The organism is Streptomyces sp. AM8-1-1, assembly GCF_032229325.1.
GTDB lineage: Bacteria > Actinomycetota > Actinomycetes > Streptomycetales > Streptomycetaceae > Streptomyces > Streptomyces achmelvichensis.
In genome coordinates this window covers 2,390,878-2,410,707 of record NZ_CP135086.1, presented here as the reverse complement: position 1 = coordinate 2,410,707, position 19,830 = coordinate 2,390,878, and the positions used below count along the sequence as shown (strand labels likewise).

Genomic DNA, 19,830 nt, shown 5'->3' with positions numbered 1-19,830 from the left:
CTCAGTGCAGGAGACTTCCCTGAAGCTCGGCGCGCAGGTCCGGCGTGAGGACGCTGCCCGCGCGGTCGACGAGAAGGGCCATCTCGTAGCCGACGAGGCCGATGTCGCACTCGGGGTGTGCGAGCACTGCCAGCGACGAGCCGTCGGAGACGGACATCAGGAAGAGGAACCCCCGTTCCATTTCGACGACCGTCTGGCTGACGGGTCCCCCTTCGAAGATCCGGGACGCCCCCGCGGTCAGCGAGGTCAGGCCGGATGCGACAGCCGCCAGCTGGTCGGCGCGGTCGCGGGGAAACCCTTCGGACATCGCCAGCAGAAGACCGTCGGCGGAGACCACCACCGTGTGCGACACCCCAGGGGTGTTGTCCACGAAATTGGTGATCAACCAGTTCAGATTTTGCGCCGCCTGGCTCATCGGGCTCAACTATCGCTCCTGCTGGTGAGTGGGGCCGAGGTTGAAGCTGCCGGTCGTCGAGTTCTGCTGACGGCCCTGCTGAATGCCACGACGGAGGTTGGTCAGCCGGCCGCGTACGTCGTTCGGCGCACGGGAGACCTGCGGACCTGCTTGGGTGTTCTGTTCCTGCGCGGTTCCCGCGACGAGATTGGCTCGCGGGACCCGGCGGGGCAGACCTGATGTGGTGACGCCGCCGGCCGCGGGCTTCCTGACCCGCTCGGCCTGGCGCACCAGCTCGTCATTGGGGGAGGAGCGCCAGCCGCCACCGTTGGTGCTCTGCCCGTTGTGCGGTGCCGCGGCAGGGGTGCGCTGCGGCATCGGCGGGGCGGGGCGCTCCGCGGACTGCTGCGGAACGGGGGCGGGCGACGCGGGCCGGGACGGCTCCTGCTCCTCGGACCGGCCCTGCGGGCCGCCGTGGAACCAGTTCGTCTCGAGCGTGTCGTACAGCGGAGTACGGCCGTCGCCGGGGCCGGTCGCCGGCGGCAGCGCCTCGGGCTGCGGCTGCGGCGGCAGGGCGTTGGGCCGGCGCGGGCCGTAGTCGCCGTTCTGGGCGGCCTCGCGGCGCGGTGCCGGAGCACGGCCCGGAGCGGGCGGCTGGGGAGCCCCGAGGTCGGGACGGGCGAACTGCCCGGTGGACGCGGGGTCCTGGGACGGGCCGCCCTGCGAGCCGTTGCGCGGCGGCTGGAAACCGCCACCGGACGTCTGACCGGCCGGGGAGGTCGGGCCGAACACGTCCGGGCGGACGAACTGCCCGGTGGACGAGCCGGAACCCGCACCGCGCTGCGGCGGAGGAGCGTTGAAGTCGGGACGTGCGAACTCCGCCGTGGCGGCGGCGCCGCGGTCGTTGTCCTCGTGACCGCGCGGCGCGTCCGCCGGACGCTGGTTGCGCGCGGGCGGCTGCTCGCTGCCCCAGCTGGTGGACGGCGGACGCTGCGGGCCACCGGCACCGGGGAGTTCGGCGCGCGGACCGCCGGGCAGCTGCTTGCCGCGGTCGCCGGAGCCCTGGGAGAAGCCCTCCGAGCGGGATTCGCCGCGGGCCGGAGCGTTCTGAGCACCACGGCCGGCACCCGAGCCGAAGGCGCCGGCGAGGCCGCCGCCCTGCCGGCCCTGACCGGGCTGACCCTGGCCGGGACCGCCGTCGCGGCCGGGAAGCGCGGCACGCGGAGCCGAACCGGCCCCGACCTGACCGCGCGGAGCGCCCGTGCCGATCCGGCCGCCCGTGGGAGCACCGGCACCGCCGGGGCCGCCACCGAGGCCGGGACGGCTGCCGCCGCCCGCTCCACCGGGACCGCCGCCGGGACGGCCGCCGAGTCCCGCGGGACCGCCGGCACCCGGGGGAACGGCACCCTGGCCGTTGCCCGGACCGCCGGGGGAGCCGGGAGCCTTCTTGCCGCCGTGGGCGACGTCGACGGGCAGCATGACCAGTGCGGTCGTGCCGCCGGAGTCGGACGGGCGGAGCTGGATACGGATGCCGTGTCGCAGGGACAGGCGGCCGACCACGAACAGACCCATGCGGCGGGAGACCGAGACGTCCACGGTGGGCGGCGACGCCAGCCGCTCGTTGATCGCGGCGAGGTCCTCGGGGGAGAGGCCGATGCCGGTGTCGTGGATCTCGACCAGCACGCGGCCGTCGGGCAGTGCGTGACCGGTGACGCGGACCTTCGTCTGCGGGGAGGAGAACGACGTCGCGTTCTCCAGCAGCTCCGCGAGGAGGTGCACGAGGTCGTTGACGACGCGTCCGGCGACCTCGGTCGCCGGGACCGCGGCCAGTTCGATGCGCTCGTACTGCTCCACCTCGGAGGCGGCGGCACGGAGCACGTCGACCAGCGGAACCGGCCGGGTCCACCGGCGGCCCGGCTCCTCGCCCGCGAGGACGAGAAGGTTTTCGCCGTTCCGGCGCATACGGGTCGCGAGGTGGTCCAGCTTGAAGAGGGAGGACAGCTGGTCCGGGTCGGCCTCGCGGGATTCCAGTTCGGAGATGAGCGAGAGCTGACGCTGGATGAGGCCCTGGGAACGGCGCGAGAGGTTGGTGAACATCGCGTTGACGTTGCCTCGCAGGAGGGCCTGCTCGGCGGCCAGACGGACGGCCTCGCGGTGCACGTCGTCGAAGGCCGCGGCCACCTTGCCGATCTCGTCCCGGGAGTGCACACCGACGGACTCGACCGAGGTGTCCACGTCCTGCGGGTCGGACTCGGAGAGCTGCTTGACCAGGTCCGGCAGACGGTCCTGGGCGACCTTGGTCGCGGTGTCCTGGAGCCGGCGCAGCGAGCGGATCATGGACCGGGCCACGACGAAGGCGCCGACGAGCGAGACACCGAGGACGAGCAGGATCAGCGCACCGTTGATGATCGCGTCGCGCTGCGACTCCTCGCGCAGTTCACGTGCCTTGGCCTCCATCTGGCCGAGCAGCGTGGACTCGATGACACGCATGGCCTGGATACGGACGCCGTAGTCGTCGGTCCAGTCCAGGAAGGAGCGCTCGGTCTGGCTGGCCAGACCGTTGCTGTTGTCGAGGACGCGCTTGGCGTACTTCTCGGAGGCCTCGATGGTCGGGTTGCCGTTGTCCAGCGGGTCCGTGAGCTCCTGGGCGTTGCCGCCGGAGGACTCGTAGACCGACTCGAAGGCGGCCAGCGAGGACTCGCCGTTCTCGAGAGCGGCCTTGCCGTAGAGGCGGTCGTTCTCCTCGAGGCCCTTGCCCTTGGAGCCGCTGCCGCCGGGAAGCGCGGCGGCGATGATCGCGCGCTGCATGGAGGCGTACTCCTTGGCGGACGAGAACGCCGCCAGCGCGCGGGTGCGCTTGATCATCTCCGGGCTGCTGGTGGCCTGCGCCATGTCCTGCGACAGGCTCAGCAGCGACTCGATGAGCCGGTGGTAGTTCTCGACCGTGAGGGAGTGCGGGCGGCCCGTCTGGTAGGCCGTCTCGCGGATGGAGCCGAGGTTGTTGACCTGGACGGCGATCTGGTTCGCGTTGGCCCGGATGCTCTCGAGCGCGTCGTCCTTGTCCGTGTTGGGGATGTCACGGGTGGCTTCGAGGAAGGCCTTGCGGGCGCGGTCCGTCACCGTGCGCGGACCGGTGACCTTGAAGTCGGTCGCGTCGGGGTTGTTCGCCAGCGGGCCGGCCGTCAGGTCCCGCTCCGCCTGGAGCGCCTGGGCGAGGTCGGTCGCCTGCTTGGTCATGTTGGTGAGCAGCTGCATGTGATCCAGCTGCTTCATGTCCGCCATGGACTCGTTGATACGGAGTCCACCCAGCGTGGTGGCCGCGACGACCGGCAGGGTCAGCAGGGAGACGAGTCTCGTGCTGATGCGCCAGTTGCGCAGAGCTATTCGTGAGCCGGTGTCCGTCGGGCTCTTCGCCTTCGGCGGGGCCTTGGGCCCGTCGCCTCCGGACGAAGCGGCGCCGGGGCGTGCGGCACGGTCACCGCTGTCGCCGGGGGATGCCGGATCTGCCTTGTGGGTGTGCTGGGCGTGCTGGGGCGAGGAGCCGCGGTCGGTCCCGCCGCGCGGCTCCTGTTCCGCCGCAGCGCTGCCATCCCTCTTGAAACGTCCCTGCACTAGCGTCGCAACCTCTGGACCAGGCGTCCCACCGCGAACGGCGGGACGGTGTCGGCGTCGGTGAGGGGCGCGAGAGCGCCCCTTTTGTTGGTCGTTGAGTGACCGGCGCTTCTCCCCCTTCTCCGCCGCTGCCCGGCGCTGCGTTGCGCCCGTTGCGCGCCGGCCTGAAGCCGCGGCGGTGCGTGGAATTCCAGCACAGTGCCGGATCTCCAACAAGGGCCGCGTACCGGGCTGTGACCTGGATGACACGGTGTAAGCGCCGTGTCACAAGACGTAGAAGCCGTTCCCGGAGAAAAAGGGGCATTCCGCTACGAGTCAACTGGGGGCGAAGGCTCCCCAGTCGCCATGATCAGGAGCGGAATGGCTGGTTCAGCTATGCAATGTCCGTTTCACTCTGGACGATTCATAGTCCGCATTGCCCGGATTGCCCGCCCGCTGGTGAGGAAACTCACACCTAGATCGCGGACTTGGACACCCCTCCCCGGGGAATTGGATGTTTAGCCTGGCGCTTTACAGGGATGGGTAATCCGTCAACCGCCGCTCACCGAGCGGCCGTACGCCGACAAGGTCTGAAACCACCGATGAAGACGATGATGTTCCGCAACATAGCCAACCCCCGGCGCACCACTCTCGCCCACCTCAAGGATGCGGACGAACTCCAGACGCCGGAGCAGCAGGAGCACTCGCTCGATCTTCCCACGCAGACGGCCAACCCCCGCCGTACGGTCCTGATGGACGCCCCCGCAGCGTAATGCGCGAGGCGGGAGCCCCCTACCGCGTTAGCCTGAAGCGTCAGACGCCAGCAGCGTAAGAAGTAGTAGAGGGGCATCCGCATCCCGTGCGCATCGCCAGATTCTCCATCGACGGGAATGTCGCCTTCGGCGCGGTCGAGGGCGACAGCCCGGACGAGCTCGTCCTCGACATCATCAAGGGCATCCCGTTCGCGGAGTTCGAGCTCTCCGGCACCAAGGTCCCCCTGAGCAAGGTCCGCCTGCTGCCGCCGGTGCTCCCCAGCAAGGTCGTGGCCTTCGGCCGCAACTACGCGGAGCACGCGGCAGAGCTCGGCCACGAGGTCCCCGACGCGCCGTTCGCCTTCCTGAAGCCCTCCACCTCGGTGATCGGCTCCGGCGACGACATCGCGTACCCCTCGTTCTCCCAGGAGCTCCACCACGAGGCCGAACTCGCCGTCGTGATCGGCCGGCTGTGCCGCGAGGTCCCGCGCGAGCGGGTCAAGGACGTCATCCTCGGCTACACCTGCGCCAACGACGTCACCGCCCGCGATGTGCAGAAGCGCGAGAAGCAGTGGGCGAGGGCCAAGGGCTTCGACACCGCGTGCCCGCTCGGCCCCTGGGTGGAGACCGACCTCGACCCCCACGACCTCGCCATCCAGTGCACGGTCAACGGAGAACAGCGCCAGCTCGGCCGGACGAGCCAGATGATCCACTCCATCGAGGACCTGATCGTCAACATCACCGAGGCCATGACGCTGCTCCCGGGCGACGTCATCCTCACGGGCACCCCCGCGGGGGTCGGCCCCCTCAACGTCGGCGACGAGGTCGCCGTCACCGTCCAAGGTATCGGCACTCTCGCCAACAAGGTGATCAAGCGTGGCTAACGCGAATGTCCGCGTACGTTTCTGTCCCTCCCCGACCGGCAACCCCCACGTGGGTCTGGTCCGCACCGCCCTGTTCAACTGGGCCTTCGCCCGGCACAACGGCGGCACCATGGTCTTCCGTATCGAGGACACGGACGCGGCCCGCGACTCGGAGGAGTCCTACACCCAGCTGCTCGACTCGATGCGCTGGCTCGGCCTGGACTGGGACGAGGGCCCCGAGACCGGCGGCCCGCACGAGCCCTACCGTCAGTCCCAGCGGATGGACATCTACCGCGACGTCGCCGAGAAGCTGAAGGCCGGCGGTTACGCCTACGAGTGCTTCTGCACCGCCGTCGAGCTGGAGGCCCGACGCGACGCGGCCCGCCTCGCCGGCAAGCCCTCGGGCTACGACGGCACCTGCCGCAACCTCCCCGCCGAGCGCATCGCCCGCTACAAGGAGGAGGGCCGCCCCGCGATCGTCCGGTTCCGGATGCCCGACGAGCCGATCACCTTCACGGACCTGGTCCGCGGCGAGCTGACCTTCACGCCCGACAACGTGCCGGACTACGGCATCGTCCGGGCCAACGGCGCCCCGCTCTACACGCTCGTCAACCCGATCGACGACGCGCTGATGGAGATCACCCACGTCCTGCGCGGCGAGGACCTGCTCTCCTCCACCCCGCGGCAGATCGCGCTCTACAAGGCGCTGATCGAGCTGGGCATCGCCCAGCAGATCCCGGCCTTCGGCCACCTGCCGTACGTGATGGGCGAGGGCAACAAGAAGCTCTCCAAGCGCGACCCGCAGGCGAACCTCAACCTCTACCGCGAGCGCGGGTTCCTCCCCGAGGGTCTGCTCAACTATCTCTCGCTGCTCGGCTGGTCCTTCTCGGCCGACCAGGACGTCTTCTCCATCCCGGAGATGGTGGAGAAGTTCGACATCTCCGAGGTCAACGCCAACCCGGCGCGCTTCGACCTGAAGAAGGCCGAGGCGATCAACGCGGACCACATCCGCATGCTGGACGTGAAGGCGTTCACCGAGGCCTGCCGCCCCTGGCTCCAGGCCCCGCACGCGGCCTGGACGCCGGAGCAGTTCGACGAGTCCCGCTGGCAGGCGATCGCCCCGCACGCGCAGACCCGCGTCACGGTGCTCTCCGACATCACCGCCAACGTCGACTTCCTGTTCCTGGACGCCCCCGTCGAGGACGAGGCGTCGTGGACCAAGGCGATGAAGGAGGGCTCGGACGCGCTGCTGCGGACGGCCCGCGAGAAGCTGGAGGCCGCGGACTGGAGCAGCGCCGACTCCCTCAAGGAGGCGGTCCTGGCCGCGGGCGAGGCCCATGGCCTCAAGCTCGGCAAGGCGCAGGCCCCGGTCCGCGTCGCGGTCACCGGCCGCACGGTCGGTCTGCCGCTCTTCGAATCGCTGGAGATCCTGGGGCGGGAGAAGACGCTCGCCCGGATCGACGCCGCGCTGGCGAAGCTCACCGCCTAGGGTCGGACCATGCCGATCCGCGCGGTCCTCTGGGACATCGACGACACGATCTTCGACTACTGCAGCGCCGACCGCGCCGGCATGATGCGGCACCTGCGGACCGAGGGCCTGGTCGACGGATACTCCTCCGTCGACCAGGCCCTCGGGCGTTGGCGCGAGGTCACCGCCCTGCACTGGGCGCGCTTCTCCGCGGGGGAGGTGGGCTGGCAGGAGCAGCGGCGTGATCGCGTACGGATGTTCACCGGGCTGCCCCTGAGCGATCCCGAGGCCGACGCCTGGTTCGACCGGTACATCGTTCACTACGAGGCCGCGTGGTCCCTCTTCCCGGACGCCGTGCCCGCCCTCGACCTGCTGGCGGGGGAGTACCGGCACGCGGTCCTGTCGAACTCCTCGCTCCACAACCAGGAGCGCAAGCTGCGGGTGCTCGGTGTGCGGGACCGGTTCGAGGTGCTGCTGTGCGCCGCCGAGCTGGGGTTCTCCAAACCCGCCGCCGAGGCCTTCCACGCCGGCTGCGACGCGCTCGGTCTGCCGCCCGACGAGGTGCTCTACGTCGGCGATCAGCCGGACATCGACGCCCGCGGTGCGATCGACGCGGGACTCGCCGCGGTCTGGCTGGACCGGACCGGTGTGGGAGGCCGTCCCGAGCTGATCCGGATCACCGGCCTCGGGGAGCTTCCCGGCCTGCTGCGCGGGGAATCCCGTTTTGGAGCGCCGGACACCTTCAGGTAATGTTCTTCCTGCGCCGCCCGAGAAGGCCGAAAGGCCCGCTCGGACAGTGCGAATCAAACAAAAACCCCCAGGTCGGGGGTTGAGTTTTGATGGCCTATGGTGTAATTGGCAGCACGACGGTTTCTGGTTCCGTTAGTCTAGGTTCGAGTCCTGGTAGGCCAGCTCGCAGAGCTCATCTGCATCGCCCCCGTTGTGTAGCGGCCTAGCACGCTGCCCTCTCAAGGCAGTAGCGCCGGTTCGAATCCGGTCGGGGGTACAGATCCATCCTGCTGATCATCAGGGTCGCTCCCGATGACCGCGCAGTGACATCACCCGGCCCCGCCGGGTGGGATCGCTAGGGCCCCCGTTGTGTAGCGGCCTAGCACGCCGCCCTCTCAAGGCGGTAGCGCCGGTTCGAATCCGGTCGGGGGTACGTAAGTCACCATGGCCTATGGTGTAATTGGCAACACTACGGTTTCTGGTACCGTCATTCTAGGTTCGAGTCCTGGTAGGCCAGCTCGCGGAGCTCATCCGCAAGGCCCCCGTTGTGTAGCGGCCTAGCACGCCGCCCTCTCAAGGCGGTAGCGCCGGTTCGAATCCGGTCGGGGGTACAGACGAAAGAGGCCCTCCGCGTCAAGCGGAGGGCCTCTTCGCGTTGTCCGGACGGGTCGGCCCGTCCGCCGTGCCCGCGAACTCGCTCCTGGTGACGTCAGTGACCCCTCGGGCGCTCCTTGCCAACGCGCGCCCGCGCAAAGGGGAGTTGTGCACCGGGATGCACGCGGGCCGGCCGCTGCGGCGTCGGAGCGGCCGGCCCGGAAGCAGTGCGATGGAGTGTCAGCCGGTACGGCGCAAGGCCTCGCTCAGACGGCCCGCGGCGTCGATGACGGCCTGTGCGTGCATGCGGCCCGGGTGCCGGGTCAGGCGCTCGATCGGTCCGGAGACCGAGACGGCCGCGACCACGCGGTTGGAGGGGCCGCGGACCGGTGCCGAGACCGAGGCGACGCCCGGCTCCCGCTCACCGATCGACTGGGCCCAGCCCCGGCGTCGTACGCCGGACAGGGCCGTGGCCGTGAAGCGCGCGCCCTGAAGGCCGCGGTGCAGCCGCTCCGGCTCCTCCCAGGCCATCAGGATCTGGGCCGACGATCCCGCCTTCATCGTGAGCGTGGAGCCGACCGGCACGGTGTCCCGCAGACCGGACAGTCGCTCGGCCGCCGCCACACAGATGCGCATGTCTCCCTGCCGGCGGTAGAGCTGCGCGCTCTCGCCGGTCACATCGCGCAGATGTGTGAGCACCGGCCCCGCCGTGGCCAGCAGCCGGTCCTCGCCCGCCGCGGCGGCGAGCTCCGCCAGCCGCGGGCCCAGGATGAACCGGCCCTGCATGTCCCTCGCCACCATCCGGTGGTGTTCCAGTGCCACGGCAAGACGATGTGCCGTGGGCCGTGCAAGCCCTGTCGCCGCGACCAGCCCGGCGAGGGTGGCCGGACCGGACTCCAGAGCGCTCAATACCAGAGCTGCCTTGTCGAGAACGCCGACGCCGCTAGAGTTGTCCATGCAACGATATTCACGTCTCACACTGTGAAACGCAAGTTCAATTTTCCTGGAAACCCGCCAGTCTGTAGAGGCGGCCCGCAGACCAACGGGTTCCGCAACAAGATCTCTAGTGGTGTCGGCCCCCGGGCCGGCCGGAGGGAAAGCGATGGGTAGGACACTCGCGGAGAAGGTCTGGGACGACCATGTCGTCCGGCGCGCCGAGGGCGAGCCCGACCTCCTCTTCATCGATCTGCACCTGCTGCACGAGGTGACCAGCCCCCAGGCCTTCGACGGTCTCCGTCAGAACGGCCGGCAGGTCCGCCGCCTCGACCTCACCATCGCCACCGAGGATCACAACACCCCGACCCTCGACATCGACAAGCCCATCGCGGACCCGGTTTCCCGTGCCCAGTTGGAGACGCTGCGCAAGAACTGCGCGGAATTCGGCGTACGGCTGCACCCGCTGGGCGATGTCGAGCAGGGCGTCGTCCACGTCGTGGGCCCCCAGCTGGGACTGACCCAGCCCGGCACCACCGTCGTCTGCGGCGACTCGCACACCTCCACCCACGGCGCATTCGGCGCGCTGGCCTTCGGCATCGGCACCTCCCAGGTCGAGCACGTACTGGCCACCCAGACGCTGCCGCTGGCCCGGCCGAGGACCATGGCGATCACGGTCGAGGGCGAGCTGCCCGACGACGTCACCGCCAAGGACCTCATTCTGGCGATCATCGCGCGGATCGGCACCGGCGGCGGCCAGGGCTACATCCTGGAATACCGCGGCTCGGCCATCGAGAAGCTCTCGATGGAGGCCCGGATGACCATCTGCAACATGTCGATCGAGGCCGGCGCCCGCGCGGGCATGATCGCCCCGGACGCCACCACCTTCGACTATCTGCGCGGCCGTGACCACGCCCCGCAGGGGGCGGACTGGGACGCCGCGGTGGAGTACTGGAAGACACTGCGCACCGACGACGACGCCGTATTCGACGCGGAGGTCTTCATCGACGCCGCCGAACTGGCGCCGTTCGTCACCTGGGGCACCAACCCCGGCCAGGGAGCGCCCCTGTCGGCCAACGTCCCCGACCCGGCTTCGTACGACGACGCTTCGGAGCGCTTCGCAGCCGAAAAGGCCCTGGAGTACATGGGGTTGAGCGCCGGGCAGGCGCTGCGCGACATCAAGGTCGACACCGTCTTCGTAGGCTCCTGCACCAACGGCCGTATCGAGGACCTGCGCTCGGCGGCATCCCTCCTGGAGGGCCGCAAAGTCGCCGACGGCGTACGGATGCTGGTGGTTCCCGGGTCCGTACGGGTCGCCCTCCAGGCCGTCGAGGAGGGCCTGGACAAGGTCTTCACCGGCGCGGGAGCCGAATGGCGGCACGCCGGCTGCTCGATGTGTCTGGGTATGAACCCCGACCAACTGGCGCCCGGCGAGCGCTCCGCGTCGACCTCCAACCGCAACTTCGAGGGCAGGCAGGGCAAGGGCGGACGCACCCATCTGGTCTCGCCGCAGGTCGCCGCGGCCACCGCGGTACTGGGCCATCTGGCCTCGCCGGCCGATCTGGCCGCGTCCGACTCGGCCGCCACCCCCGCAGGAGTCTGAGAACCATGGAAGCTTTCACCACACACACCGGCCGGGCCGTGCCGCTGCGCCGCAGCAACGTCGACACGGACCAGATCATCCCGGCCCACTGGCTGAAGAAGGTCACCCGCGACGGCTTCGAGGACGGGCTCTTCGAGGCGTGGCGCAAGGACGCCTCCTTCGTTCTCAACCAGCCCGAGCGGCAGGGCGCCACGGTGCTGGTCGCCGGTCCCGACTTCGGCACCGGCTCCTCCCGCGAGCACGCCGTCTGGGCCCTGCAGAACTACGGCTTCAAGGCGGTCATCTCCTCGCGCTTCGCCGACATCTTCCGCGGCAACTCGCTCAAGAACGGGCTGCTGACCGTCGTTCTGCCGCAGGAGACGGTCGACCGGCTGTGGGAGCTGGCCGAGTCGGACCCGAAGGCCGAAATCACTGTTGACTTGGAGCAGCGGCAGGTGCGTGCGGCAGGCATCACCGCCGACTTCGAGCTGGACGAGAACGCCCGCTGGCGACTGCTGAACGGTCTGGACGACATCAGCCTCACCCTTCAGAACGAAGCGGACATCTCCACTTATGAGGCCTCCAGGCCGGCCTTCAAACCGCGCACAATTCAGGTCTGATCAGCGCTTTTCCCCAACTGCGCCCTCCACCGTCCGGTGGGGGGCGCAGTCGTCTGTTGAGGTCCTGCCGGGCGACAACTCGCCCCAGATGGCACAATCGGTGCATGGACCGTGACAGCCAACTCGAGCTCTACGAGGCGGTGGCGGCCCGGCTGAAAGAAGCGCACACAAGAGTGCGCACACTGCAAGTCCCGGAGGGCGTAAGGATGGCGCTGTCCCGGAAGCTGCTGGTCGTCACGGCAGCGGCGAAGCACGATCTCCCGGATGCGGCCAGGCGTCTGGACCGCTTCATGCAGGACCTCGACGAGGGCCGATTCCCTGAAGGCGACTGACACCCGAACTCCACAGCGGCGCACTTCGTTGCGGCACTAGGGTGATTAGCCCGTTTCGTGTTTGATTTGCGGTATATATCTGCCTAACGTGCGAAAAAGCCTGGACGCATTCGTTCCGGCAATGTCTCCGAAGGGGAAGACGTGAACAAGGCGCAGCTCGTAGAAACGATTGCCGACAAGGTCGGTGGCCGTCAGCAGGCCGCCGAGGCTGTCGACGCGGTACTTGACGCGATCGTCCGCGCAGTTGTCGGCGGCGACCGTGTCTCGGTCACCGGTTTCGGCTCGTTCGAGAAGGTCGACCGCCCCGCCCGCTACGCCCGCAACCCGCAGACGGGGGAGCGGGTCCGGGTCAAGAAAACCTCTGTTCCGCGCTTCCGTGCCGGTCAGGGCTTCAAGGACCTGGTCAGCGGCTCGAAGAAGCTCCCGCGCGGCGGCGAGGTCTCCGTGAAGAAGGCGCCCAAGGGCAGCCTCTCGGGCGGTCCTTCCACCCGTACGACCACGAAGGCCGCGGCCAAGAAGGCCACCGCGAAGAAGGCCACGGCGACGAAGGCCACGGCGAAGAAGGCCACCGCGAAGAAGACCGCGGCCAAGAAGACCGCGGCCAAGAAGACGACGGCCGCCAAGAAGACGGCGACCGCCAAGAAGGCCACGGCCAAGAAGACGACCACCAAGAAGGCGGCCGCCAAGAAGACCGCGCCGGCCAAGAAGGCCACCGCGAAGAAGGCGCCGGCCAGGAAGGCGACGGCGCGCAAGACCGCCGCCAAGAAGGCCACTGCCAGGAAGAGGTAAGCGGCACAAGGTCGCAGGGCCACTCACGCGCCGGGCCGGGCTCCTCTGGGGGAGCCCGGCCCGCGGCGTGTTCCGGTACGGGTGCTTCCCGGCGCGCTGTCGAACCCTTCGCCCGGTGAAGGGCTTCCCGGGCGGCGCCGAGCCGTTTGCCCACCCGGCCCGTCAGAGCGTCTGCAGCGTCACCAGCGTGATCCTGCGGGCATCGCCCTCGCCCTCGGTCTCGATACGCACCCGCTGGCCCGGCCTCAGCAGCCGCAGACCGCCGGCGTCGAAGGCCGCGGCGTCGAACTCGACCGGCGTGCCGTCGTCGAGGAGCACGCTCCCGCTGCGGGTCAAAGCGTCGTAGGTGTACGAGGTCGCCTGCATGCCGCCAGCCTAAGGGCTGTCCCGGCAGGCTCTGCCCGGCCGACTTACGGGACGACCCTCAGGGGATGTCCGCGACGCGGTCGGCCATCGCCAGACGCTCGGCCGTCCGCGGCCCGACCTCCAGGGCCAGCGCCGCCGCCAGATCCTCCGCGGTGTCCACGTCCTGACGTACGGAATCGACCCCGTCGAGCGGGATTTCCACCGCCCCCGACGCCAAATGCCGGCGGCGTGAGCGGCCGCCGAAACCGGGACGCAATTCGGTGCCCGCGGCCGCCGAGAGCAATGTGGTGCCGATCCCGGCCCTATCCGTCAGAAATGCCCGGGGAAATCCCGATGCATACGCGAGTACTCGTGCCAATTCCTGTGGGCGCAGCGCGGGCAGATCGGCGTTGAGGACGGCCACCGCGGCGCCCGGACGCAGGCGGCGGACCTCTTGCGCGCCGTGCGTCAGCGCCGCGTTGAGACCTGCAGAGGGGGCGTCCGGCACGATCCGCGCACCCAGTGCGGCGAGCCGGAACGAGGCCGCCGGATCGTCCGTGACAACGGCCACATTCCGTACCGACGGGCAGGCCAGGGCGGCTGCGACGGTGTCCTCCGCGAAGGCGAGCGCCAGATGGGGGCGCAGGCTGTCGCCGGCAGCGGCCGCGAGCCTGCTCTTCGCCTCTGCGAGCGGTTTCAGCGGGACGACCAGGGACCAGCGGTCCGTCGGGTCGCAGTTGGTGGCACGCTCATCGTCCATGTGCATCGCCCCCATTGTGTCCCGGCCCCGTGAAGGGGCGGACGACCGGCCCGGTGACCGGGGCGTACGGTGTTCTCGACAGACCAGGGGCCTGGGGCGACACTTGACCCCCAGCAGCCGGGCAGTGGCCCGGCAGTAGAGGAAGGTGCTCGCGTGTCCCGCCGTAGAATCGGCTTCTGGTACCGCCTGGCGGCGGTCATCGCTAAACCGCCGCTGTTGGTTCTGTTCAAGCGGGACTGGCAGGGAATGGAACACATTCCGGCCGCGGGCGGATTCATCACCGCTGTGAATCACAACTCGTATCTGGACATGTTTTCCTATGGCCACTTCCAGTACAACAGCGGACGTGTGCCACGATTCCTCGCCAAGGCGGCGCTCTTCAAGGCGCCGGGCGTGGGGATCCTCCTGAAGGGCACCGGCCAGATTCCCGTCTACCGCGAGTCCTCCAACGCCTTCGGTGCCTTCCGGGCCGCCGTCGAGGCCGTCGAGGCCGGTGAATGCGTCGCCTTCTACCCGGAGGGCACTCTCACCCGGGACCCCGGGCAGTGGCCGATGACCGCGAAGACCGGAGTGGCGCGGGCGGCCATGATGACGCACGCACCCGTCATCCCGGTCGCCCAGTGGGGCGCCAACTTGGCGATGCCGCCGTACGCCAAGGAGAACAGGCTCCGCCTGTTCCCGCGCAAGACGCTGCAGGTGAAGGCCGGTCCGCCGGTCGACCTCGACCGGTTCTACCACCAGGAGCCGACGCCCGAGGTACTGAAGGAGGCGACCGAGGTCATCATGGCCGCGATCACCGAACTGCTGGAGGAACTGCGCGGCGAGCAGGCCCCCCGCAACCCGTTCGATCTGCGCGAGATGCGCGCGGAGCAGCGCCGCAAGGCCGCCGAGGAGGGCACCAAGTGACACACCCCGCCAAGGCGGCCGTCTTCGGAACGGGCTCGTGGGGCACGGCCTTCGGCATGGTGCTCGCGGACGCGGGCTGCGATGTGACCCTCTGGGGCCGCCGCGCCGAGCTCGTCGACGCCGTCAACACCACCCGGACCAACCCCGACTATCTGCCGGGCATCGAACTTCCCCCGACGCTGCGGGCCACCACCGACCCCGCCGAGGCACTGCACGGCGCGGACTTCACCGTGCTCGCCGTTCCGTCCCAGACCCTGCGGGACAACCTGGCGGCGTGGGTGCCGAAGCTGCCGTCGGACACCGTGCTCGTCTCCCTGATGAAGGGCATCGAACTCGGCAGCGCCAAGCGGATGAGCGAGGTCATCGAGGAGGTCGCGGGGGTTCCCTCCGACCGCGTGGCCGTGATCACCGGGCCCAACCTCGCCAAGGAGATCGCCCAGCGCCGGCCCGCCGCGGCCGTCGTCGCCTGCCGGGACGAAGCCGTCGCCCAGCGCCTCCAGGCCGCCGCCCACACCCCGTACTTCCGCCCGTACACCAACACCGACGTCGTCGGCTGCGAGCTCGGCGGCGCCGTCAAGAACGTCATCGGCCTCGCAGTCGGCATCGCGGACGGTATGGGACTCGGCGACAACGCCAAGGGCTCCCTCATCACCCGCGGCCTCGCCGAGACCACCCGCCTCGGCCTCGCCATGGGCGCGGACGCGCTCACCTTCTCCGGCCTCGCCGGGCTCGGCGACCTGGTGGCCACCTGCTCCTCGCCGCTCTCGCGCAACCACACCTTCGGCACCAACCTCGGCAAGGGCATGACGCTTCAGGAGACCATCGCGGTCACCCGGCAGACCGCCGAGGGCGTCAAGTCCTGTGAGTCGGTGCTGGATCTGGCCCGCAGGCACGGCGTCGACATGCCGATCACCGAGACCGTCGTCGGCATCGTCCACGAGGGCAAGCCGCCGGTGGTGGCCCTCAAGGAGCTGATGTCGCGCAGCGCGAAGCCCGAGCGCCACTGACCCGGCACGCGCTGTGCCTGCACTCCACTGCGCCGGGTGCGCACGGTAGTCTCAACGCGATATGAGCACCGAGAACCTCCCCCAGAGCGCGGAGCAGCCGCTCCGCAAGCCGCGTGTGGCTGTCGTCTTCGGCGGCCGCAGCTCCGAACACGGGATCTCCGTGGTCACCGCCGGAGCCGTGCTGAGGTCCATCGACCGGACGAAGTACGACGTACTGCCCATCGGCATCACCGCGGACGGCCGGTGGGCGCTCACCGCCGACGAGCCCGACCGCATGGCGATCACCGATCGCCGGACGCCGAGCGTGGAGCAGCTGGCCGAGTCGACCGAGGGCGGCGTCGTGCTCTCCGTCGACCCGGCGAACCGCGAGGTCGTGTACAGCGAACCCGGCGCCGTGCCCAAGGCACTCGGCGAGGTCGACGTCGTCTTCCCGATGCTGCACGGCCCCTACGGTGAGGACGGCACCCTCCAGGGACTGCTCGAACTCGCCGGTGTCCCCTACGTCGGCGCCGGTGTCCTCGCCTCCGCGGTGGGCCAGGACAAGGAGTACATGAAGCGGGTCTTCGTCTCCTTCGGACTGCCCGTCGGTCCGTACGAGGTGATCCGCCCCCGCGAGTGGAAGCTCGACCCCGCCGCGGCCCGCAAGAAGATCATCGACTTCGCCGGTGAGCACGGCTGGCCGCTGTTCATCAAGCCCGCGCGCGCCGGTTCGTCGATCGGCATCACCAAGGTCGACGGCCTCGAGGGCCTCGACGAGGCGATCGCCGAGGCGCAGCGTCACGACCCGAAGATCCTGGTGGAGGCGCTGCTGCGCGGCCGCGAGATCGAGTGCGGCGTGCTGGAGTTCCCCGACGGTCCGCGGGCCAGCGCTCCGGCCGAGATCCCCCCGGTCAGCAGCCACGACTTCTACGACTTCGAGGCCAAGTACATCGACTCGGCGTCCGGGATCGTGCCCGCCCCGCTCACCGACGAGCAGACCGCGGACGTGCGCCGGCTCGCCGTCGAGGCCTTCGACGCCGCGTCCTGCGAGGGCCTGGTGCGCGCGGACTTCTTCCTCACCGAGGACGGCGAGTTCGTCATCAACGAGATCAACACGATGCCCGGCTTCACGCCGATCTCCATGTACCCGCGGATGTGGCAGGAGAGCGGGGTCAGCTACCCCGAGCTCATCGACCTGCTGATCCAGGCGGCACTGCGCCGGTCCACCGGACTGCGCTAGGGAAACGCTTCCCCCGGTGGTGATCGCTAGGGGACTTCGAGTGTGGCCGGCACCGTCTTCCTGACGGCGCCGGCCAGCTCGGCGAGCGGGGTGACGTCGTGCGCGTACCGCTCGTCCATCGTGACCTCCACGTAGGTCTTGCGGTACGTGGTGGTGAACCGCGGACCGTCGGCCCGCTGCTCCAGGAGCCAGTTGACCCCGTTCGCGTCGACGGCCTGCGACTGGGCGTCGCTCATCTTCTCCGGCCGGGGGACACCGCAGCGCAGTACGATCGCGGCGTCGCCCCAGCCGGCGGTCAGTTCGGAGTCCGGCTCGGTGCCGGTACGGCGCTGCCCGGCGACAGTCTTCGGCAGTTCCTTGTGCAGCGCACCGCACAGGGCCGCTTCCTCGGGCGGGGGGCTGGGAACCGCTACCGGCGCCGTCGCGTCCGTGGTGGAGCACCCCGCGGCGGCGAGGAACGCCGCCGCGGCGGCGAACAGACGGAAGGACCGGTGGGCAGACGTCACCGGCCAAGCGTAGACGGGGGCTACAGGTGCACGACCGGGCAGGTCAGGGTTCGGGTGATGCCGTCCACTTGCTGGACCTTGGCGACCACCATGCGACCGAGATCGTCGACCGTGTCGGCCTGCGCACGCACGATCACGTCATAGGGCCCTGTGACGTCCTCGGCCTGAATCACTCCGGGAATCTTCCCGATGGTCTCGGCGACGGTCGACGCCTTGCCCACCTCGGTCTGAATGAGGATGTACGCCTGTACCACGGAACCTCCAGAACGGCCCGGGGATCGTTTCCCCTACCTTCGGTGGGGAGATGCCGGGGGAGAGAAGGGACGCCACGGTATCGCGTCGTGATGGGGCGCGGGGAGACCCGCGCGCCGGGTGGCACCCGCAGCGTGGCGCAGGAAAAGCAGAAGTTGACGTATCTCTTGACGGTACCCACCGCCAAGACCGCTCGCGACCGCAAGGAAGCGGCTCTGCCGGACGTTCCGGCAGCACGACGGAGAGGTGAGACTCGGTGAAGGGCACTGTGGGCGAGTTGGGGGAGTTCGGGCTCATCAGAGAGCTCACATCCCGGCTCACCTCCACCCCAGCGGTCCGCATCGGACCGGGAGACGACGCGGCGGTCGTGGCCGCGCCCGACCGCCGTGTCGTGGCGAGCACGGACATCCTGCTGGAGGGGCGGCACTTCCGCCGTGACTGGTCGACGGCGTACGACGTGGGCCGCAAGGCCGCCGCACAGAATCTGGCCGACATCGCGGCCATGGGTGCGGTCCCCACCGCGCTGCTGCTCGGCCTCGTCGTCCCCGCCGAACTCCCCGTCACCTGGGCCACCGAGCTGATGGACGGCATCCGCGACGAGTGCCAGGTCGCGGGAGCCTCGGTCGTCGGCGGCGATGTCGTCCGCGGAGATGTGATCACCCTCGCCATCACGGCACTCGGCGATCTGCGCAACCACGAGCCGGTGACGCGGGGCGGCGCCCGGCCCGGCGATGTCGTCGCCTACACCGGCTGGTTGGGCTGGTCGGCCGCCGGGCACGCGGTCCTCTCGCGCGGGTTCCGCTCCCCGCGCGCCTTCGTCGAGGCGCACCGGCGCCCCGAGCCGCCGTACCACGCGGGTCCCGCCGCGGCCGGTCTCGGCGCCACCGCCATGTGCGACGTCAGCGACGGCCTCGTCGCCGACCTCGGGCACATCGCGGAGGCCAGCAAGGTCCGGATCGACCTGCGTTCGGGCTCGATCGACATCCCGAGCCAGATGAACGACATCGGCCAGGCCGTCGGCGTCGATCCGTTGCAGTGGGTGCTCACCGGCGGCGAGGACCACGCCATCGTCGCGACCTTCCCGTCCGACGTGAAGCTGCCCGCCCGCTGGAAGGTGATCGGCGAGGTGCTCAACCCGTCGGCGCTGCCCCAGGTGACCGTGGACGGTCTGCCCTGGCACAGCAAGAGCGGCTGGGACCACTTCGGGGAGGACTCGTGACGCCGGTGCGCGTCCTGACCGTCGCCGGCTCCGACTCGGGCGGCGGCGCGGGGATCCAGGCCGATCTGAAGACCATGATGGCGCTCGGCACCCACGGCATGAGCGTGATCACCGCGGTCACCGCGCAGAACTCGCTGGGTGTGCAGGGCGCGTGGGAGCTCCCCGTCGAGGCGATACGCGCCCAGTTCCGCAGCGTCGTCGACGACATCGGCGTCCAGGCCGTGAAGACCGGCATGCTGGCGTCCGCGCCGCTGGTGGAGACCGTGGCCGAACTGCTGGCCGGCACCGACGCGCCCGTCGTCGTCGACCCGGTGGGGGTCTCCAAGCACGGGGACTCCCTGCTCGCGGCCTCCGCGCTGGACTCGGTCCGCACCAAGCTGCTGCCGGTCGCGACCGTGGCCACGCCGAATCTGGACGAGGTGACCCAGCTCACGGGCCTGGAGGTGACGGACGAGGCCGGGATGCGCCGGGCCGCGGACGCCGTTCTCCGCTTCGGCCCGCGCTGGGCGCTGATCAAGGGCGGGCATCTTTCCGGCGACGCCGTGGACCTGCTGACGGACGGGACCGAGGAGCACTGGCTGCGCGCGCCCCGGCTCGACAACCGGCACACGCACGGGACGGGCTGCACGCTCGCCTCCGCCGTCGCCGCGGGGCTGGCGAAGGGGCTCACCGTCCCGGAGGCGGCAGTGGCCGCGAAGGAGTACGTCACGGGCGCGATCGCGGCGGGGTTCGCCCTGGGCGGCGGAATCGGCCCGGTGGATCACGCCTGGCGTCAGCGGTAGCGGGGCGGCCGTACGTACTACGGCACGGCCGTAGTACGTACACGGCCGTGCACGCTCCCTCGGCCGCAGCGGGGCGGCACGGTCGGGCGCGATGACAGCACGACGGCACGGCAAAAAGCCGGTCCACATGATGTGGACCGGCTTTTCAAGGCAACCGCAGGGGCTGCGCTACGACGAAACGTCGCGG

The 19,830-nt window shown here is 70.0% G+C and carries 20 protein-coding genes and 5 tRNA genes; 18 read left to right on the top strand and 7 right to left on the bottom strand.

The window, feature by feature from the left end; genetic code table 11:
• Position 1: 1 nt before the first annotated feature.
• Together RPQ07_RS10780 and RPQ07_RS10775 are read right to left on the bottom strand one after the other, a co-directional pair.
• Positions 2-415 carry a roadblock/LC7 domain-containing protein gene (locus tag RPQ07_RS10780; RefSeq protein WP_142214992.1) on the bottom strand — a complete coding sequence of 138 codons (414 nt, stop codon included), beginning with the start codon at positions 413-415 and terminating at the stop codon, positions 2-4.
• Between the two features lie 9 nt (positions 416-424).
• Positions 425-4,006 carry a nitrate- and nitrite sensing domain-containing protein gene (locus RPQ07_RS10775; protein WP_313943886.1) on the bottom strand — a complete coding sequence of 1,194 codons (3,582 nt, stop codon included), beginning with the start codon at positions 4,004-4,006 and terminating at the stop codon, positions 425-427.
• A 581-nt stretch (positions 4,007-4,587) separates the two neighbouring features.
• Here RPQ07_RS10775 and RPQ07_RS10770 point away from each other — a divergent pair.
• The 9 genes from RPQ07_RS10770 to RPQ07_RS10730 all read left to right on the top strand — a co-directional run bounded on the left by RPQ07_RS10770 (position 4,588) and on the right by RPQ07_RS10730 (position 8,408).
• Positions 4,588-4,758: a hypothetical protein gene (locus RPQ07_RS10770; protein WP_313943885.1), complete on the top strand. Its 171-nt coding sequence runs from the start codon at positions 4,588-4,590 to the stop codon at positions 4,756-4,758.
• Positions 4,759-4,844: 86 nt separating this feature from the next.
• Complete coding sequence (locus RPQ07_RS10765; RefSeq protein ID WP_313943884.1) at positions 4,845-5,621, top strand: fumarylacetoacetate hydrolase family protein; 777 nt, start codon at positions 4,845-4,847, stop codon at positions 5,619-5,621.
• A complete protein-coding gene (gltX, locus tag RPQ07_RS10760; protein ID WP_313943883.1) occupies positions 5,614-7,089 on the top strand; it encodes a glutamate--tRNA ligase in 1,476 nt (491 codons plus the stop codon). Before RPQ07_RS10765 ends, gltX begins: the two co-directional genes overlap by 8 nt.
• Before the next feature lie 9 nt (positions 7,090-7,098).
• Positions 7,099-7,818, top strand: a complete 720-nt coding sequence (locus RPQ07_RS10755; RefSeq protein WP_313943882.1) for an HAD family hydrolase — start codon at positions 7,099-7,101, stop codon at positions 7,816-7,818.
• A 90-nt stretch (positions 7,819-7,908) separates the two neighbouring features.
• Positions 7,909-7,980 (top strand) — tRNA-Gln (locus RPQ07_RS10750).
• A gap of 21 nt (positions 7,981-8,001) precedes the next feature.
• Positions 8,002-8,074: transfer RNA gene (locus RPQ07_RS10745), tRNA-Glu, on the top strand.
• Between the two features lie 83 nt (positions 8,075-8,157).
• Positions 8,158-8,230, top strand: a tRNA-Glu gene (locus tag RPQ07_RS10740).
• A 12-nt stretch (positions 8,231-8,242) separates the two neighbouring features.
• Positions 8,243-8,314 (top strand) — tRNA-Gln (locus RPQ07_RS10735).
• Positions 8,315-8,335: 21 nt separating this feature from the next.
• Positions 8,336-8,408 (top strand) — tRNA-Glu (locus RPQ07_RS10730).
• A 223-nt stretch (positions 8,409-8,631) separates the two neighbouring features.
• Here RPQ07_RS10730 and ndgR read toward each other — a convergent pair.
• Positions 8,632-9,348 (bottom strand): IclR family transcriptional regulator NdgR, encoded by a 717-nt coding sequence (gene ndgR / locus RPQ07_RS10725; RefSeq protein ID WP_010984119.1) that lies wholly within the window; start codon positions 9,346-9,348, stop codon positions 8,632-8,634.
• Between the two features lie 145 nt (positions 9,349-9,493).
• Between ndgR and leuC the strand changes: the two genes are divergently transcribed.
• The 4 genes from leuC to RPQ07_RS10705 all read left to right on the top strand — a co-directional run bounded on the left by leuC (position 9,494) and on the right by RPQ07_RS10705 (position 12,647).
• Positions 9,494-10,927, top strand: coding sequence for a 3-isopropylmalate dehydratase large subunit (gene leuC, locus RPQ07_RS10720; RefSeq protein ID WP_313943881.1), 1,434 nt, complete (start codon positions 9,494-9,496; stop codon positions 10,925-10,927).
• 5 nt (positions 10,928-10,932) lie between these two features.
• Complete coding sequence (gene leuD, locus RPQ07_RS10715; RefSeq protein WP_313943880.1) at positions 10,933-11,526, top strand: 3-isopropylmalate dehydratase small subunit; 594 nt, start codon at positions 10,933-10,935, stop codon at positions 11,524-11,526.
• 104 nt (positions 11,527-11,630) lie between these two features.
• A complete protein-coding gene (locus RPQ07_RS10710; protein ID WP_313943879.1) occupies positions 11,631-11,858 on the top strand; it encodes a hypothetical protein in 228 nt (75 codons plus the stop codon).
• A gap of 141 nt (positions 11,859-11,999) precedes the next feature.
• On the top strand, positions 12,000-12,647 hold the full coding sequence (locus RPQ07_RS10705; RefSeq protein ID WP_313943878.1) for an HU family DNA-binding protein: 648 nt from the start codon (positions 12,000-12,002) through the stop codon (positions 12,645-12,647).
• 162 nt (positions 12,648-12,809) lie between these two features.
• On the opposite strand, the gene RPQ07_RS10700 is transcribed toward RPQ07_RS10705, so the two are convergent.
• Entirely contained in the window at positions 12,810-13,013 is a 204-nt protein-coding gene (locus tag RPQ07_RS10700) for a hypothetical protein (protein ID WP_313943877.1), read from the bottom strand.
• 58 nt (positions 13,014-13,071) lie between these two features.
• On the bottom strand, positions 13,072-13,758 hold the full coding sequence (cofC, locus tag RPQ07_RS10695; protein WP_313943876.1) for a 2-phospho-L-lactate guanylyltransferase: 687 nt from the start codon (positions 13,756-13,758) through the stop codon (positions 13,072-13,074).
• 147 nt (positions 13,759-13,905) lie between these two features.
• Between cofC and RPQ07_RS10690 the strand changes: the two genes are divergently transcribed.
• From RPQ07_RS10690 to RPQ07_RS10680, 3 genes are all read left to right on the top strand, one after another.
• A complete protein-coding gene (locus RPQ07_RS10690; protein ID WP_313943875.1) occupies positions 13,906-14,658 on the top strand; it encodes a lysophospholipid acyltransferase family protein in 753 nt (250 codons plus the stop codon).
• On the top strand, positions 14,655-15,665 hold the full coding sequence (locus RPQ07_RS10685; protein ID WP_313943874.1) for an NAD(P)H-dependent glycerol-3-phosphate dehydrogenase: 1,011 nt from the start codon (positions 14,655-14,657) through the stop codon (positions 15,663-15,665). Before RPQ07_RS10690 ends, RPQ07_RS10685 begins: the two co-directional genes overlap by 4 nt.
• Before the next feature lie 61 nt (positions 15,666-15,726).
• On the top strand, positions 15,727-16,884 hold the full coding sequence (locus tag RPQ07_RS10680; protein ID WP_313943873.1) for a D-alanine--D-alanine ligase family protein: 1,158 nt from the start codon (positions 15,727-15,729) through the stop codon (positions 16,882-16,884).
• A gap of 26 nt (positions 16,885-16,910) precedes the next feature.
• Here the strand turns inward: RPQ07_RS10680 and RPQ07_RS10675 are convergent, their stop codons facing one another.
• Together RPQ07_RS10675 and RPQ07_RS10670 are read right to left on the bottom strand one after the other, a co-directional pair.
• On the bottom strand, positions 16,911-17,390 hold the full coding sequence (locus RPQ07_RS10675) for a DUF3515 domain-containing protein (protein ID WP_313943872.1): 480 nt from the start codon (positions 17,388-17,390) through the stop codon (positions 16,911-16,913).
• Positions 17,391-17,410: 20 nt separating this feature from the next.
• The gene (locus RPQ07_RS10670; protein WP_029384521.1) at positions 17,411-17,644 is read right to left on the bottom strand and encodes an Lrp/AsnC family transcriptional regulator; all 234 of its coding nucleotides are present in this window, start codon (positions 17,642-17,644) and stop codon (positions 17,411-17,413) included.
• Between the two features lie 254 nt (positions 17,645-17,898).
• Here RPQ07_RS10670 and RPQ07_RS10665 point away from each other — a divergent pair, with 254 nt between their 5' ends.
• Together RPQ07_RS10665 and thiD are read left to right on the top strand one after the other, a co-directional pair.
• Positions 17,899-18,861, top strand: coding sequence for a thiamine-phosphate kinase (locus RPQ07_RS10665; protein ID WP_313943871.1), 963 nt, complete (start codon positions 17,899-17,901; stop codon positions 18,859-18,861).
• The gene (gene thiD / locus RPQ07_RS10660) at positions 18,858-19,643 is read left to right on the top strand and encodes a bifunctional hydroxymethylpyrimidine kinase/phosphomethylpyrimidine kinase (protein ID WP_313943870.1); all 786 of its coding nucleotides are present in this window, start codon (positions 18,858-18,860) and stop codon (positions 19,641-19,643) included. The genes RPQ07_RS10665 and thiD overlap by 4 nt, the downstream gene beginning before the upstream one ends.
• Positions 19,644-19,830 lie beyond the last annotated feature (187 nt).

Coding starts and splice junctions, on each gene's coding strand:
- RPQ07_RS10780 (WP_142214992.1), bottom strand. CDS start 415: ATGAGCCAGGCGGCGCAAAATCTGAACTGGTTGATCACCAATTTCGTG.
- RPQ07_RS10770 (WP_313943885.1), top strand. CDS start 4,588: ATGAAGACGATGATGTTCCGCAACATAGCCAACCCCCGGCGCACCACT.
- RPQ07_RS10755 (WP_313943882.1), top strand. CDS start 7,099: ATGCCGATCCGCGCGGTCCTCTGGGACATCGACGACACGATCTTCGAC.
- ndgR (WP_010984119.1), bottom strand. CDS start 9,348: ATGGACAACTCTAGCGGCGTCGGCGTTCTCGACAAGGCAGCTCTGGTA.
- leuC (WP_313943881.1), top strand. CDS start 9,494: ATGGGTAGGACACTCGCGGAGAAGGTCTGGGACGACCATGTCGTCCGG.
- leuD (WP_313943880.1), top strand. CDS start 10,933: ATGGAAGCTTTCACCACACACACCGGCCGGGCCGTGCCGCTGCGCCGC.
- RPQ07_RS10710 (WP_313943879.1), top strand. CDS start 11,631: ATGGACCGTGACAGCCAACTCGAGCTCTACGAGGCGGTGGCGGCCCGG.
- RPQ07_RS10700 (WP_313943877.1), bottom strand. CDS start 13,013: ATGCAGGCGACCTCGTACACCTACGACGCTTTGACCCGCAGCGGGAGC.
- cofC (WP_313943876.1), bottom strand. CDS start 13,758: ATGCACATGGACGATGAGCGTGCCACCAACTGCGACCCGACGGACCGC.
- RPQ07_RS10680 (WP_313943873.1), top strand. CDS start 15,727: ATGAGCACCGAGAACCTCCCCCAGAGCGCGGAGCAGCCGCTCCGCAAG.